The organism is Nostoc sp. (assembly GCF_036917535.1).
GTDB lineage: Bacteria > Cyanobacteriota > Cyanobacteriia > Cyanobacteriales > Nostocaceae > Nostoc.
In genome coordinates this window covers 76,352-91,935 of record NZ_JBALDA010000052.1, presented here as the reverse complement: position 1 = coordinate 91,935, position 15,584 = coordinate 76,352, and the positions used below count along the sequence as shown (strand labels likewise).

Sequence of the window (15,584 nt, the reverse complement as noted above, 5' to 3'; positions counted from 1 at the left end):
CGAATAATGGTTATATTAATTTCTGGAGATGTCTATAGTCATTGGTCATTTGTTCCACTGCTATTAAATCCAGCCAAACTAACACAACAACCAAAACCAGTTCAATCAGGTAAGCTTTACTAGATATGATTCCTAGAACTACAATATTAATCACACCAAAAAACCAAATAAAGTAGTTACACCCTGTCTAATATCCTTAATGTTGCTCGTTATCTGATTGAATTCGCAGCACATCAATCAGTGCAGCTAATGCGGGTGGAATTTGGCGGCGATTTGGATGGTAGAGATAGTAACCAGGCACTATCGGACACCACTCTGCCAAGACTTGAATTAACTGACCCTCAGCCACAAGCTCGACAATTTGATGATCCTCCAAGAGATACCCAATTCCTTGTCCTGCCAATGCTGCCGCTAGAATCAAATCACTGTCATTGAAGATGAGCGATCCATCAACTCTCACCTGAAACGATCGCCCATCTCGCTCAAACTCCCAAGGGTAGAGACTTCCAGAAGTTATGAATCGGTAATTGATGCAGCAATGTTCAGCAAGATCTTGTGGGGTCTTGGGAATCGGGTGGTGGGCAAAATAGGCGGGCGATCCAACCGTTGCCCAGCGGACCTCTGAGCTGATTCGCACCGCAATCATATCTTTAGCAACCTTCTCACCAAACCGGATGCCAGCATCGTAGCGACTCGAAATAATGTCGGTCAGTCCTTCATCGGTCGTGATCTCGATGCGGATATCGGGATAGGTTTCGAGAAAACCGGGCAGCATGGGACACAGGATCGAAGTCGCGGCGTGCTTAAACGTAGTAATGCGTACTGTCCCAGCAGGCTTGTCCCGCAGTTCACTCAAGGCAGTCAGTTCGGCGCTGATGTCCTCAAAGGCAGGTCGCAGTGTTCTTAACAGTCGCTCACCCGCTTCAGTCGTCGAGACTTTTCGGGTCGTTCGCGCCAGCAGTCGTATCCCAAGACGGTCTTCGAGCGCTCTCATGGCATGGCTCAAGGCAGAGGCAGACATGCCTAGTTTCACTGCGGCGCGTGTAAAGCTCATCTCGTCAGCAACTACGACGAAGGCGGCTAGGTCGTTTAGTTCATCTCGCTTCATTACTGCATATTTTTCATTAATTTATGCTGATTATGCCATCTAGTCAAGCAATTGTATTCGAGATATCGTTGAAGTTCAGTCGGCATCCAACGCCGCAACACTCATTTATTCGGAGCTACCAGGACTATGCGCTATAACAAGCTGGGGTTTACAGGACTTTTCGTTTCAGAACTGTGCTTCGGCACTATGACCTTCGGAGGTAGAGGAGCCACTGGCATCATCGGTAAGGTACAGCAAGCGGAAGCCGATACTTTACTAGCTCATGCACTTGAGGCGGGAATCAACCTCATCGACACCGCCGACATTTATTCAGAAGGCGATTCAGAGCGGATTACCGGACAGGCATTAAAGAATTTAGGTACAAAGCGCGATGAGGTGATCATTGCGACCAAAGTGTTTGGCAATATGGGTTCAAAGCCGAATCAGCAAGGATCGTCACGTAGTCACATTCTCGATGGCGCAAAGGCAAGCCTTGAACGGTTGCAATTGGAGTACATCGATCTGTATCAGCTTCACGGGTTTGATCCGGCAACGTCGATCAACGAAACCCTCGGAGCTTTGAACGATCTCATCAGGCAGGGACTGGTTCGGTACATCGGGGTTTCAAACTGGGCAGCTTGGCAGATTGCCAAGGCACTCGGCATCTCTAATCTTCATAACATAGCGAAGTTTACTTCGCTTCAAGCTTACTACTCTATTGCAGGTCGGGACTTAGAACGGGAAATTGTGCCGATGCTCAGTAGTGAAGATCTCGGTCTATTAGTCTGGAGTCCTTTAGCCGGAGGACTGTTAAGCGGCAGATATAATCGAGAGCAGCAGGAGCATGAAGGAAGCCGTCGCACTGCGTTCAAGTTCCCGCCAGTCGAGATGGAGCGTGCCTACAACATTATTGATGTCCTAAAGGAAATGGCTCAACAGAAACAGGTTTCTGTGGCACAACTTGCAATCGCGTGGCTATTGCATCAACCTCGCGTCACGAGCGTCATACTAGGAACAAAGCGAATCGAGCAGTTAACGGACAATTTGGGCGCGATCGATATTCTTCTGTCTGAGGAGGAGTTGCGAACGCTGGATCAAGTGAGCCAAATTCCGGTTGAGTACCCTGGTTGGATGCTGGACTTTTGGAGTCAAGCGAGAGTTCAACAGTTGGAAAATTCACGCACTGTTGTTCCAGTAAAGGGATGAAACTGGAGTTTAGACTAGTTTTCGGTGCGAAACTCAGAAGGCTCATTCTATAAAGCCTAAAAACCTTGGTTTTAGTTCCTGGAAGTATCTTAAATCCGTATCCTTATTTTTTGGAAATTTAGTTTCGCACCGCGAACTAGTCTAGTTTACTTACGAATATCCAGACTTTTACACATTCCCCCTGGATATTCTTTTTTAATTAATATCCGCCAAATCTCGCCATCACCTGACCAGGTGCTTAAAAATCTATTTCCCAGTAGCCTCTCCTAGCACACCAACTCTCTATCACCCGCTAATTGTACGTGTACTTCTGTCAATTTCATCGCGTAACGCCCCAAACTGGAATTGACCGTAATCTACTAAAATATTTTTACTGCCCTTAGAATCGCCTAGAAAAGTAAGTAGTCAGACAGAATTATTACAATATCATTGCAAATGGAGCATTCGCGGAGCGTCTCATAAAGAAGCGAAATGAAGCAATCACAAGGGCTTGGATTACTTCTCTTCGCTCACAATCACTGTAAATACTTTTGTCTATCTACTTATTTTTTGCGATCGCGATTCATAGATTGGGGGAATCCTGTAAACCAGTATATTTTCTGTAAATAAATTTACCTTGTACTTAAATATAATTTTTAGCGATACCTGCGGTACACTGCGTGAACGCACGTTTTTTGCCCGATCTCACAAAATCGCGTTGCTCCATTAATCATTAGTCATTAGTATTTAGACAAATGACTAAAGACAAAGGACAAATATGATTAAAATCCTTCATCTCTCCGACATCCACATGGGAAGTGGCTTCTCCCACGGACGAATTAATCCCGCGACTGGATTAAATACACGGTTGGAGGATTTTGTCAATACTCTTTCTATATGTATTGACCGAGCGTTGACAGATACCGTTGATATGGTGATATTTGGTGGCGATGCTTTCCCAGATGCTACACCACCGCCTTATGTACAACAAGCTTTTGCCAGCCAGTTTCGCCGTCTCATGGATGCTAATATTCCGACAGTGCTGTTGGTAGGCAATCACGACCAACATTCCCAAGGACAGGGAGGAGCGAGTTTAAATATTTACCGCACTTTGGGAGTGCCAGGGTTTGTTGTTGGTGATGCATTAACTACGCACTGTATTCAAACCCGCAATGGCAAAGTGCAAGTAATCACCCTGCCTTGGCTGACTCGTTCAACTTTGATGACTCGCCAAGAAACTGAAGGTTTGTCTTTGGCGGAAGTCAACCAACTATTAACGGAACGTCTGCGAGTTGTTTTAGAAGGGGAAGTTCGCCGTCTTGACCCCGATGTGCCTACTATTCTTTTGGCTCACTTGATGGCTGACAATGCTAGCTTGGGCGCAGAACGTTTTTTGGCAGTAGGTAAAGGCTTTACCCTACCCCTATCTTTGCTGACGCGACCTTGTTTTGATTATGTAGCACTGGGACACGTCCACCGCCACCAAAATCTGAATAAATCCAATAACCCGCCGGTGATTTATCCAGGGAGTATTGAGCGGGTAGATTTCAGCGAAGAAAAAGAAGACAAAGGTTATGTAATGCTGGAACTAGAGCGGGGGAGGGCGGAGTGGGAATTTTGTCCTTTGACAGTTCGGACTTTCCGCACCATTGAAGTGGATATCTCAAAAATAGATGAGCCGCAAGCAGTTTTAATGAAAGCGATCGCCAAGTATGATATTCAAGATGCTGTAGTGCGGCTAATTTACAAACTCCGCTCCGAACAGATGGATTTAATTGATAGTTCTTCTCTACATACTGCTTTAAGTCCCGCTCACACCTACACCATTCAAGCAGAATTAGTCAGTCAATTAGCCAGACCCCGAATTCCTGAATTAAGTGCGAGTAGCAGCATCGACCCAATGGAAGCGTTGAAAACTTACTTGAACAATCGCGAAGACCTGAAAGACATCGCAACCTCAATGATGGATGCAGCCCAGAAGTTGCTAGCAGATGAAGTGGAAGTTTGGTTGGAAGCAGCAACTAATGAGTAAGATAAAGCCAATTAATTTACTATATTTCAGTTCCCAAAAGTTATGGCACAAACAATCCAAGCAAAGGTCATCGACTTACGCTATTTAATCGATAACTTTGGTATTGAGTTAGTTTTAGATGGCTCATTCTTCTGTGAATGGCAAGAAGATTTACCAGAAATAAATGATTTAGATAAAAAACTTTTAGACAAGGTAAAAATGGGTTATTTTAATCTTCTTAATTACCCACCTTTACTAGAAGATGTAGTCAGAATGGCAGTTGTAGATCCATTACTTTTTATTGGTGATTTTTATCTAGCTCCATTTTATGTAAAATCAGAAGAATCTATAGATATTGCTGTGCCAGATGAAGATGTAATTATCAAAGGTAGAATAGATACCTTAATTTTAAAAGAGCAATTTTGGGTGATGATTATTGAGTCTAAAAGAGCTTCGTTTTCAGTGGAACAAGGACTCGCACAAATTCTTGCTTATATGTTAGGGAATTCATATACTGATAAACCTAGTTTTGGTATGATTGTCACAGGAAGCGAGTTTATTTTTATCAAATTAGTGAAAGGAAATCCACCGCGTTATGCTTTATCAAAGGGTTTTTTGATGCGAAACCCTGGAAATGAGTTATACGACGTGCTACGTATACTGAAACGGCTGACTCAGTTAATGAGTACTTAAATCTTATTGCTTGATTATATATTCTCATAGAATAGGTGATGTCTGACACCAGCCAATAGGCATCCACGCTACATCAGTTAGCATTAAGTAATGAAAAAATGTCTGATAAATGTCTGATATTTGAATAGTAGGGATTACAGGAGTAAACAGACAATGAAAATTAGAGGAATCAAACGCGGTCAAACTATTGAATTATTAGAACAAATTCACGATATTCCTGATGGAGTAGAAATAATCGTTAATCTAGAACTCACTTCTACTCAATCTGTTGTAGAAAAATTAGACTTAACAGATGAAGAAAGGCTAGCCAAATTGAATAAATTATTTGGAGTTTGGCAAGATCAACCAGAGTTGATAGATATCTTTGCTGAAATTGACCAGCAACGTCATACTTATCAAGGAAGGGGAATAGACTCAATAAATAAATAGAATAAAGATTAATGTATCTTCTAGATACTAACATTTGTATTGCATTGCTTAACGGTAGTCCTAAAGCAGTACCTATATTTAATCGCTATTTCAGCCAATGCTATCTATCTACAATAGTAGTTTCAGAACTTTACAAAGGTGTTTACTGTTCTAAACAAGTTAAGAAAAATTTAGAAACACTAACACAACTAACTGAACTATTACCCATTGAATCATTTGATATAGATGCTGCCAGAGAATTTGGTAAAATACAAAGTGAATTGAGGCAAATTGGTAGACCAACAGGAGAAGTAGATGCACTAATTGCTGCTGTTGTCCGTTCTCGTAATGATATTTTAGTCACGAACAATATCAAAGATTTTGAAAATATACCTAATTTGCAATTAGAGAACTGGTTAGAGTAGTAAAAAAGCTGTAGGAGCACGATCGCCTGATTATATTTTCTACCAATAGGAGTGATCGCATTACCAAATCTCAGCATACCTTGATTCAGTAGTGAGTGCGATCGCTAAATTATGATATTCAAGATGCTTTAATACGGCTACTTTGTTTTACAAACAGCTTTAAAAGCTAAAGAAAGCCGAGTTTATCCTACTGTTTTGTATTAATCATCACATGTTTTTTGGCAAATCTTATGTATGCAATCGGTTGTTTTGCTTTCCGCAGAAAACCCATTTTTTGAAATGAGTTGGTAATCAAATTTATTTGCTACTTTTGAGCGAAAACTGCTACTTAGTAAAAAAATTTAATCCAAATGATAAATATCATTGTATATACCCTATAATTTTCATAATTACGGTATCCATCTACAAATACCGTAGATTTAGGGGTGATTCTAATGAGCAAGTCGCAACAACCGACACAATTAAGTAAATTCCTAAGTGAGGGGATGCAGACTTATGTCATGAAAGCTTTGCAAAACCTACAATCATATCAACACGCAATTGAAAGTTGGTTGAATAGACACAGGGTACAAAGCTTTCTAAGTCTATTTCTTATAAGTATTTTTTTGAGTATAGCAGTTACCTCGTGTTCAGGAAGCAGTTCAGCTAGCAAAAATGATGTTAAGTTAAAACTCGTTTCATTCTCTGTCACCAAAGCCGCTCACGATCAGATAATTCCTAAATTTGTCGAAAAATGGAAGCAAGAACACAACCAAAATGTCACATTTGAGCAAAGTTATGGTGGTTCTGGCGCTCAAGCGGCTGCTGTCATTAACGGTTCCCAAGAAGCAGATATAGTACACTTGGCGCTTGCCCTTGATGTCAGTAAAATTCAGCAAGCGGGTTTGATTAAATCAGGTTGGGAAACCAAAGCACCGAGAAATGGTATTGTTAGTAGATCGGTTGCTGCGATCGTCACTCGCGAAGGCAATCCGAAAGGCATTCAGACTTGGGCAGACTTGGCAAAAGATGGCGTAAAAGTGATTGCGGCTAACCCAAAAACTTCTGGTATTGCTATCTGGGAATTCTTAGCCTTCTGGGGTTCGGTAACTCTAACAGGTGGTGATGAGGCAAAAGCGCTAGATTATGTCACCAAAGTTTATAAAAACACCCCTACTCTCACAAAAAATGCCCGTGAGGCTAGCGATTTATTTTTCCAAAAAGGTGAGGGAGATGTCTTAATCAACTACGAAAATGAGGTGATTTTGGCGGGTAAAAATGGGAAGCAGTTGCCTTATGTTGTACCTCAAGTCAATATTTCTATTGACAATCCTGTAGCGGTAGTTGATAAAAACGTTGATAAACACAGTACCAGAGAAGTTGCACAAGCATTTGTAGATTTTCTTTACTCCACAGAAGCTCAATGGGAATTTGCCAAATTACAATATCGTCCTGTTAACCCCTCTGTTAACCAAGAAGTAGCATCAAAATATCTGCCAATTAAAACTTTATTCACATCTCAAGATTTAGGTGGTTGGGATATTATTCAGAGCAAGTTTTTTGGGAATGGGGCAATTTTTGACAAAATTTATGCTGTTAGCAAAGCATGACATCTATATTTTTCTAGCAGATAGCCAAGCAAAGAATAAATAGTTTTCAATCACTTTACCTCAATTGATAATTTATGAGCTTTCATAGCAGATTTAAAAATAGCTTTATACTCACATTTTTAATGATTATTGCCACCACTATCAATGCTTGTAGCAGCAGTGAGGAAAAGAAAAGTCAGGTAAGTCTTGATGGTGCGGCTGTAGGTTTTCCTATTTCTTTAGCAGTTGCAGAAGAATACGGTAAATTCAAACCTGAAGCTAAAGTAAGCGTTGCCTCAAGTGGTACTGGTGGTGGCTTCAGTAAATTTTGTAATGGCGATATTGATATTGCTGGCGCTTCTCGCACCATTAGAGATGAAGAAATTAAAAAATGTCAAAGTAAGAATATTAAATTTGTCGAGTTGCCTGTAGCTTTAGATGGTATCGCCGTGATTGCCAATCGCCAAAATAACTTTGCCAAATGTCTAACTATTAAAGAACTAGGTAAGATTTGGGGCGGCAAATCAGATGGCAAAATATTGAGATGGAATCAAGTTAATTCCAAGTTTCCTAACGAAAAGCTGAAGCTGTATGCTCCATCTTCTGATACGGGAACATTTGATTATATGACTCAAGCTGTGACTGGCAAAGCCAAAAATGGCCGTACAGACTACACTGCCACTCAAAATCAAAACCTTCTCGTACAAGGAGTGTCAGGTGATGCAACAGCTTTGGGTTATGTAGGCATATCTTACTATATTCAAAATCAAGAAAAACTAAATCTAGTTGCTGTGGAAAGTCCTACAGGAAAGTGCGAAAAACCAGTTCCGGTAGATAATGTAATTAAAAATATCTATACACCTTTGTCTCGTCCTCTGTTCATCTATGTCAGTAAGAAATCCTTAGATACTAAGCCAGCAGTCAAAGAATTTGTGGATTTTTATCTAGAAAACTCTTGGAAGTGGGTAGATAGCGTTGGTTATGTAGCATTACCCGATGAAGCTTACATCAAAGTCAAACAAAAGTTTGCTACTGGTGAAACTGGGACAAAGTTTAAAAAAGCAAAACCAGGTGAACCAATCACAAACTTCATTTAAATAAAGTCTCAGTCATTGTAGTTTAATTTTAATAAGAAGTTAACTGTTTATGCAAAATACAAACTATCAAGACGCTCCTGATCTACAATCTAGACATTCACTGGAGAAAAATGCATCTGAAGATATATCGGAAAAGATTGTTACGGCAATTTTATTTGCTTGTGCTTTAGTTTCGGTTTTGACTACCTTTGGTATTGTCATAATTATCTTTCAGGAGACATTCAGTTTTTTCCAAGAAGTCTCCTTTGCCCAATTCTTTTTTGATACTAAATGGACACCTTTATTTGCTAATAAACATTTTGGCGTTTGGCCTTTAATTAATGGTACTTTCTTAACGACAGCTATTGCGATGGCAGTTGCTATTCCTTTGGGTTTATCTTCTGCCATTTATTTGAGTGAATATGCTGAACCCAAAGTAGCAGCAATTTTACGTCCAGCAGTGGAACTTTTGGCAGGAATCCCAACGGTAGTATATGGTTACTTTGCACTGTTGTTCGTTACACCATTGCTGCGGAATTTTGTCCCTCTGGAAATATTCAACGCTTTGAGTGCAGGGTTAATGATGGGGGTAATGATTACTCCTACTGTTGGTTCTATCAGCTTAGATGCTATCCGAGCAGTTCCCCGTTCTTTGCGAGAAGGAGCTTATGCTTTAGGTATCACTAAACTGGAAACAATTTTTCAAGTAGTTCTACCAGCTGCACTTTCTGGAATCATCGCCTCGATTATTTTGGGTATTTCTCGTGCTGTGGGTGAAACAATGACTGTCCTTATCGCCGCCGGACAACAACCAAGATTAACTGTTAACTTCATGGAATCAGTAGAAACTATGACAGCTTACATGGCACAAATTTCTGGTGGAGATAGTCCGCGTGGTAGTCTCAATTTCAAGACATTATATGCTGTAGGCGCTGTTTTATTTATACTCACGCTAGCTTTGAATATTGTTAGTTATTGGGTTGCTAATCGCTTTAAAGAAAAATACGACTAAATAGATATGGCTACAAGTTATCAACAAGATAATTCTCGAAATTCTCCGGCAGAATTTACCGATAATGTTGAAAGTAGGGATACATTAGGAAAAGTATTTGAAGTACTTTTTTTGTTAGGATTACTGATTGGTTTATTTGTCTTAGCATTGCTACTATTTGATATTTTGCGAGACGGATTAGGCAGATTTTTATCACCCGGCTTTCTTACGGAAACTCCTTCTCGTTTTGCTGACCAAGGTGGTATTCGTCCTGCGATTATCAGCAGTATGCTTTTAGGAGCTGTTGTGATTTTAGTAACTGTCCCAATTGGTGTTGGAGCAGCTTTATATCTAGAAGAGTATGCACCTAAAGCTTGGTGGACAGTGATTATTGAGATTAATATCAGTAATCTGGCGGGTGTACCTTCTATTGTCTATGGATTGCTGGGTTTAGGGGTTTTCAATTATTTGCTTGGATTTGGCCCCGCTTTGATTTCTGGTGCATTGACTTTATCTTTGCTATCTTTACCAGTAATTATTGTGACAGCTAGAGAAGCAATTCGCGCTGTCCCAGATTCCCTAAGAAATGCTTCTTATGGATTAGGTGTCACAAAATGGCGAACTATCAGCAATCATGTCATACCCTATGCTATTCCCGGTATTCTGACGGGGGTGATTATCTCTATATCCCGCGCTATTGGTGATGCAGCATCTCTGATTGTTGTAGGTGCTGTGGGTTTTCTCACCTTTAACCCTGGTTTGTTTCAGAGATTTATGGCATTACCTATTCAAATTTACAGTTACATAACTCGTCCTGAACCGGGTTTTGCTAATGCAGCAGCAGCCACAATTATTGCGTTGTTAATCTTGATTTTAGTTTTAAATGGTGTAGCAATTTATATTCGACAACGCTTCTCAATAAATTAGGTAATTAATATATCTAATTGAATATATTCACAGAAATTAGGAGATACGCTTTTATGACTTATAGCAATAGTAGAAGTCAATCAGATAGTGCCACAATTGACCAAGGTAATAGCGTCTTCAATGTTGAAGGGGTGAAGGTGTTTTATGGAGGATTCCTGGCACTTTTAGATGTCTATTTAAAGATTCCTGATAAACAAATTATTGCTTTTATTGGCCCTTCAGGATGCGGTAAAAGTACTTTACTGCGTTGCTTCAATCGGATGAATGATTTAATTCCTGGTGCTAAGGTTGAGGGGAGACTGAATTATCGCGATCGCAACATTTACGATCCAAAGGTAAATTCTGTAAAATTACGCCGCCAAGTCGGCATGGTTTTTCAAAGACCAAATCCTTTCCCCAAGTCAATATACGAAAATATTTCCTTTGGCCCGCGTGCTAACGGTTATAAAGGTAACATTGATGAATTGGTGGAAGATTCTCTTAGACGCGCTGCTATCTGGAATGAAGTTAAAGACAAACTCAAAGAGAAGGGAACTGCATTATCTGGCGGACAACAACAACGACTTTGCATAGCAAGAGCGATCGCGATGAAGCCAGATGTATTATTGATGGATGAACCATGTTCTGCTCTTGACCCAATTTCTAGCCGCCAAGTAGAAGAACTCTGCTTAGAACTCAAGGAGCAATACACTATCATTATGGTGACACACAATATGCAGCAAGCTTCCAGAGTTGCAGACTTCACCGCTTTCTTCAATACAGAAATTGACGAGCATGGCAAACGTCGCGGCAAATTAGTTGAGTTCAATCCTACAGTCCAAATGTTCAGTTCCCCTCAAACCAAAGAAGCTGAAGATTATATCAGTGGACGCTTCGGTTAAAGAGGCATCACAGCAGAAGGGGAAAGGTAAAAGCCAAGTTCAGTTGTGAGCAGCTATTATTCATTTGCTCTTTAACCTTTCCCCGCAGTACAAACTGAGACTAGATAATATATACATCTAACCATGAATAAAAGGTATACAGTAGAAATTCAAGAATTAAAAGCATTGATTAAAGAAACTATGCTTGAAGTTCTGCAAGAAGAAAGACTTCGCCTTTGCCAAATTCTTATTCTTTATATAAATGATGATGAGCAACGTGAACTTGAAGCCGAATTTAGTGTACCTTCAGATGATGCTGAGGATGAAGTAATTGATATGACCGATTGGGTAAAATATCGCAATAAAATTTCGCAAAAAAGCGATTAAATTTCTAGAAAAAGTCAATCCTGAAGATGTTGAAAATATTCGGGAGCAAATTAAACAAATTGTTATTGCTGTCGAAGACCAAGGTATTATTCCATTTACAGAACTAGATATAAGAAAGATCAAAGGTGATTGGGAAGAATTTTACAGACTACGTATAGGTAAAAACAGAATTATTTTTACAGTCGATATTGATTCCAAAGACATCGAAATTTACGCCATTGGTGCCAGAGGAGATGTTTATAAAAAATAATTAGTAATTTAATAACTGGGAATTAGCAAAGTAATTCGAGAAAATACACTGAGGCTTGAAATTTCTAAATAAAGTAGTATTTAAATTAAGTATTTATACTGTGTATTATGCTTAAGCCTTTGTCATTTGCTTTAGTTACAGCTACCGTTCTAGTTGCATCAATCAATAATCCTAGTGCCACTTTAGCTCGAACTTGTGCCTCTAAGTGTGGGTCGCACCCAATTCAGTTTACACCTGGGCAACACATCAGAGTTGAAGTTATAAATAGCACACCTAACCTGATTAAAATTCAAAAACCCTCCGGGACTGATGCAATCTCCTTGAGTCCAGGGCAGAAATTAAATTTAGAACAAATAGAAGGTACAGAGCCAAATACATCTTTGATATTTTGGAGCGAAAAAGGTCTATCACTACAAGCAATTGTCTCAAAACCTAACTTTGGCACATTGCGGCTGGAACTGCGTCCGACTTTACGCTCTCCAGGCGATCGCTCGTTGTATATTATGGATGATGGCAGAATAAACGTGTTTTAAATAGCAAATAATGTTATTAGTTATGAGTTAAGAAACAACTTTCAATTCAATACTCATAACTGAAAACTCCTAACTTTTATTGTGCTAGACCGACCCGTATCTGAACTCTCAAAACCTAGCAGGCGCTTACCTAATCAGCGCTGGCAAATTTATCCGCAGAAACCAGAATTTGCCCAAAATCTGGCGGTTTTGACAAATATTTCCCCAATTGTCAGCCAGTTGTTGATTAATCGGGGTATAGAAACACCAGAACAGATACAAGTATTTTTAGCTCCAGAGTCTTTAATTTTGCCTTCGCCGTTAGAAGATTTCCCAGATTTGGCAATTAGTTTGGAGTTGTTGCAAAATGCGATCGCTTCTCAAACAAAAATTGCTATCTGTGGTGATTACGATGCTGATGGGATGACCAGCACTGCTCTACTTTTACGTAGTCTCCGCACTTTAGGCGCACAAGTAGATTATGCTATCCCCAGCCGGATGCACGAAGGCTACGGTATTAATAAACGCATAGTTGAAGAATTCCACAGCGAAGGTGTGGGGCTAATTTTGACTGTAGATAATGGTATCTCTGCGTTTGAACCAGTTGCTAGAGCTAGAGAACTTGGTCTTGCAGTAATTATCACCGATCATCACGATCTACCACAAAAATTACCGCCAGCTAACGCTATCCTCAACCCCAAACTAATTGCCGAATCCTCACCTTATCGGGGTGTTGCTGGTGTTGGTGTTGCCTACATTTTGGCAGTCTCTTTAGCACAACAGCTAGGAGAGACTAAGGGCTTAATTAAGCCGATGCTAGCACTATTTACACTGGGAACGATCGCAGATTTAGCCCCCTTAACTGGTGTAAATCGCCGTTGGGTGAAACGCGGTTTACAACATTTACCCAAATCCAACTTACCTGGCGTGCAGGCGTTGATTCAGGTAGCTGGGGTGCAGGCGAGAGGAAATGAGGGAGCAGGGGAGAAAAAATTCAATATTCCTAATTCCTCAAATTCAAAATCGCTCAAGCCTGAAGATATTGGGTTTCGGCTGGGGCCGCGAATTAATGCTATTGGTAGGATTGGTAATCCCCAAACTGTGATTGAATTGTTGACTACAGATGATATGGGGGTGGCGCTGGAAAGAGCAATGCAGTGCGAACAAATCAACGCCTCTCGCCAGCTAATGTGTGAGCAAATCGAACAAGAAGCGATCGCTTATGTAGAGACAGAATTTGCTGCTTCTCTACAAGATGACCGTGTATTAATTGTTGTTCAACCCAATTGGCATCACGGCGTTATTGGCATTGTCGCCTCTCGCTTGGTGGAACGGTATGGTGTTCCCGTGTTTATCGGTACTTATGAGGATGAAGAATACATACGCGGTTCAGCACGCTCAATTCCAGAATTTCATGTATTTGAAGCTTTGGAATATTGTCAAGATTTACTTGGGAAATTTGGCGGACACAAAGCAGCCGGAGGATTCTCTCTACCAGCAGAGAATTTACAAGTGTTGCGATCGCGTTTGATTGAGTTTGCTAACCAGTGTCTTGAACCCCAACATCTTAAACCTCTGCTCAAAATTGATGCCGAAGTCAACCTCAATCATCTCAATCAACGGCTTTATCAACAGCTTAATGCTCTGCACCCCTGCGGTATGGACAACCCAGATCCAGTTTTCTGGACACATAATGTCCAAGTGGTTGAGCAAAAAATTGTTGGTAAGGGTCACATTAAAATGACAATTGCCCAAACTATAGATAATCAGCAGTATAAAATCAAAGCGATCGCCTGGCGTTGGGGCGACTATTTCCACCTACCATCGCGAGTGGATATCGCTTACAAACTGCGAGAAAATTACTTTAACGGCAACACCAGCATCGAGCTAGAGTTAATTGGTGTCAGATTGCCAATTCGGCTTCAACAATTTTTTGCTTCGCCACCTATCCAATCAAGCACCACATTTGAGTACAACCAGCGACAATATACTTGTGGTTTCTATAAAAACGGTATTGAAGTAGAATTAAGAATTAAAAATTCTGAAGGCAAAGTCTTAGCCATGCAGCCTGGACATATAATTGGTTTGCTGGGCACTAATCGTCAAAATGCTAAAAAAGTTGATATCTCTCAACCACAGTATGACAATATTATCCAAGCTGCCCTTCAGGCGTTATCAGTTATCAGTTAGGAGTTAGGAATTAGGAGTTAGAAGTTCTTAATTAACTTCTTACTTGTGACTCTGACACTGCGAGTGCTGATTTATGAGCTATAAGTTATGAGTTGAGAACAAAATTTAATTCCTCACCCCTAACTCCTCACTCCTAACTCTTAATCAGCACTCAGTACTCTTATAAATTGCCATTGCGAAATGCCAACACAAAGATTACTGCTGGACCAGCAATCACAATTAGCGCCACGGACAACAATTGGAAAATAACTTCCCAATTGATACTGAGAAAAGCGTTAAACAAGTCAGATACAGCGTCAAACATTTTTCCCTTTCTCCTCCCAATTGTCTTAAAAAATTCAATAACTTAATTACAAAACCCGCAATCGATCATATCTGGCTATGGCCTGTTAGATTTAATTTACTTAACAAAATTATAAGAAAAGATATAAAAATGTAAAATAAGGGTATTGGGCATGGGACATTGGGAAGAGACAAGGTAAACAAGGAAGAGGGGGGAATAAGGGTGAGACTTGTTCAATAATTCACCCTTTTCCCCCTTGTCCCCCTTGTTCCCTGCTCCCCCACTGAGCGTAGTCAAAGTATGCTCCCCTGCTCTTCTGCTCCCATTCCCCACTCCCTAATCCTTAATCCAAAATGTCAACTTGGCAATGTGTAAAGCAATGTGGAGCCTGCTGTAATCTCGATCCCGCAGAGCGTCCAGACTTGGAAGAGTATCTTTCTCCACCAGAACTAGAACTCTACCTCAGCATGGTAGGCGAAGGGGGATGGTGCGTTAATTTCGACCATACCACGCGAGAATGTAGCATCTACTCCAATCGTCCGCGCTTCTGCCGTGTGGAATCAGAAGTGTTTCAAGACATGTATGGGGTTGAACCCGAAGAAGTCAACGATTTTGCTATTGACTGCTGTCGCCAGCAAATAGAAGGAGTTTATGGCGATCGCAGTTTAGAAATAATACGCTTTGACAAAGCTGTTGGCCTTTGACACCCAACCCTCCTTTTTTTGTGTAGG

Annotated in this window: 17 protein-coding genes; 15 read left to right on the top strand and 2 right to left on the bottom strand. The window is 40.5% G+C overall.

What is annotated here, in order from left to right; translation table 11 throughout:
* Window positions 1-196: 196 nt before the first annotated feature.
* Window positions 197-1,054, bottom strand: a complete 858-nt coding sequence (locus V7K56_RS17330) for a LysR family transcriptional regulator (RefSeq protein ID WP_442940084.1) — start codon at window positions 1,052-1,054, stop codon at window positions 197-199.
* A gap of 180 nt (window positions 1,055-1,234) precedes the next feature.
* Here V7K56_RS17330 and V7K56_RS17320 point away from each other — a divergent pair, with 180 nt between their 5' ends.
* The 14 genes from V7K56_RS17320 to recJ all read left to right on the top strand — a co-directional run bounded on the left by V7K56_RS17320 (window position 1,235) and on the right by recJ (window position 14,570).
* Window positions 1,235-2,293 (top strand): aldo/keto reductase, encoded by a 1,059-nt coding sequence (locus tag V7K56_RS17320; RefSeq protein WP_334912100.1) that lies wholly within the window; start codon window positions 1,235-1,237, stop codon window positions 2,291-2,293.
* A 757-nt stretch (window positions 2,294-3,050) separates the two neighbouring features.
* Window positions 3,051-4,304 carry an exonuclease SbcCD subunit D gene (locus V7K56_RS17315; RefSeq protein ID WP_334912099.1) on the top strand — a complete coding sequence of 418 codons (1,254 nt, stop codon included), beginning with the start codon at window positions 3,051-3,053 and terminating at the stop codon, window positions 4,302-4,304.
* Window positions 4,305-4,346: 42 nt separating this feature from the next.
* Window positions 4,347-4,976 carry a restriction endonuclease subunit R gene (locus tag V7K56_RS17310; protein ID WP_334912098.1) on the top strand — a complete coding sequence of 210 codons (630 nt, stop codon included), beginning with the start codon at window positions 4,347-4,349 and terminating at the stop codon, window positions 4,974-4,976.
* Between the two features lie 153 nt (window positions 4,977-5,129).
* Window positions 5,130-5,405 carry a hypothetical protein gene (locus V7K56_RS17305; RefSeq protein ID WP_334912097.1) on the top strand — a complete coding sequence of 92 codons (276 nt, stop codon included), beginning with the start codon at window positions 5,130-5,132 and terminating at the stop codon, window positions 5,403-5,405.
* Window positions 5,406-5,416: 11 nt separating this feature from the next.
* The gene (locus V7K56_RS17300) at window positions 5,417-5,809 is read left to right on the top strand and encodes a type II toxin-antitoxin system VapC family toxin (RefSeq protein WP_334912096.1); all 393 of its coding nucleotides are present in this window, start codon (window positions 5,417-5,419) and stop codon (window positions 5,807-5,809) included.
* A gap of 434 nt (window positions 5,810-6,243) precedes the next feature.
* The gene (locus V7K56_RS17295; RefSeq protein WP_334912095.1) at window positions 6,244-7,398 is read left to right on the top strand and encodes a sulfate ABC transporter substrate-binding protein; all 1,155 of its coding nucleotides are present in this window, start codon (window positions 6,244-6,246) and stop codon (window positions 7,396-7,398) included.
* A gap of 74 nt (window positions 7,399-7,472) precedes the next feature.
* Window positions 7,473-8,474: a PstS family phosphate ABC transporter substrate-binding protein gene (locus V7K56_RS17290; RefSeq protein ID WP_334912094.1), complete on the top strand. Its 1,002-nt coding sequence runs from the start codon at window positions 7,473-7,475 to the stop codon at window positions 8,472-8,474.
* Window positions 8,475-8,523: 49 nt separating this feature from the next.
* Window positions 8,524-9,465: a phosphate ABC transporter permease subunit PstC gene (gene pstC, locus V7K56_RS17285; protein ID WP_334912093.1), complete on the top strand. Its 942-nt coding sequence runs from the start codon at window positions 8,524-8,526 to the stop codon at window positions 9,463-9,465.
* Window positions 9,466-9,471: 6 nt separating this feature from the next.
* Window positions 9,472-10,371, top strand: coding sequence for a phosphate ABC transporter permease PstA (gene pstA / locus V7K56_RS17280; protein ID WP_334912092.1), 900 nt, complete (start codon window positions 9,472-9,474; stop codon window positions 10,369-10,371).
* A gap of 53 nt (window positions 10,372-10,424) precedes the next feature.
* Window positions 10,425-11,252, top strand: coding sequence for a phosphate ABC transporter ATP-binding protein PstB (gene pstB, locus V7K56_RS17275; RefSeq protein WP_334912091.1), 828 nt, complete (start codon window positions 10,425-10,427; stop codon window positions 11,250-11,252).
* Window positions 11,253-11,375: 123 nt separating this feature from the next.
* Window positions 11,376-11,618 carry a hypothetical protein gene (locus V7K56_RS17270; RefSeq protein WP_334912090.1) on the top strand — a complete coding sequence of 81 codons (243 nt, stop codon included), beginning with the start codon at window positions 11,376-11,378 and terminating at the stop codon, window positions 11,616-11,618.
* On the top strand, window positions 11,587-11,868 hold the full coding sequence (locus tag V7K56_RS17265) for a type II toxin-antitoxin system RelE family toxin (RefSeq protein WP_334912147.1): 282 nt from the start codon (window positions 11,587-11,589) through the stop codon (window positions 11,866-11,868). Before V7K56_RS17270 ends, V7K56_RS17265 begins: the two co-directional genes overlap by 32 nt.
* Before the next feature lie 107 nt (window positions 11,869-11,975).
* Window positions 11,976-12,401 carry a hypothetical protein gene (locus V7K56_RS17260; RefSeq protein WP_334912089.1) on the top strand — a complete coding sequence of 142 codons (426 nt, stop codon included), beginning with the start codon at window positions 11,976-11,978 and terminating at the stop codon, window positions 12,399-12,401.
* A gap of 81 nt (window positions 12,402-12,482) precedes the next feature.
* A complete protein-coding gene (recJ, locus tag V7K56_RS17255) occupies window positions 12,483-14,570 on the top strand; it encodes a single-stranded-DNA-specific exonuclease RecJ (protein ID WP_334912088.1) in 2,088 nt (695 codons plus the stop codon).
* A gap of 160 nt (window positions 14,571-14,730) precedes the next feature.
* Here recJ and psb30 read toward each other — a convergent pair whose 3' ends face one another.
* The gene (psb30, locus tag V7K56_RS17250) at window positions 14,731-14,874 is read right to left on the bottom strand and encodes a photosystem II reaction center protein Ycf12/Psb30 (RefSeq protein ID WP_435023345.1); all 144 of its coding nucleotides are present in this window, start codon (window positions 14,872-14,874) and stop codon (window positions 14,731-14,733) included.
* A 332-nt stretch (window positions 14,875-15,206) separates the two neighbouring features.
* Between psb30 and V7K56_RS17245 the strand changes: the two genes are divergently transcribed.
* On the top strand, window positions 15,207-15,557 hold the full coding sequence (locus V7K56_RS17245) for a YkgJ family cysteine cluster protein (RefSeq protein WP_334912087.1): 351 nt from the start codon (window positions 15,207-15,209) through the stop codon (window positions 15,555-15,557).
* Window positions 15,558-15,584 lie beyond the last annotated feature (27 nt).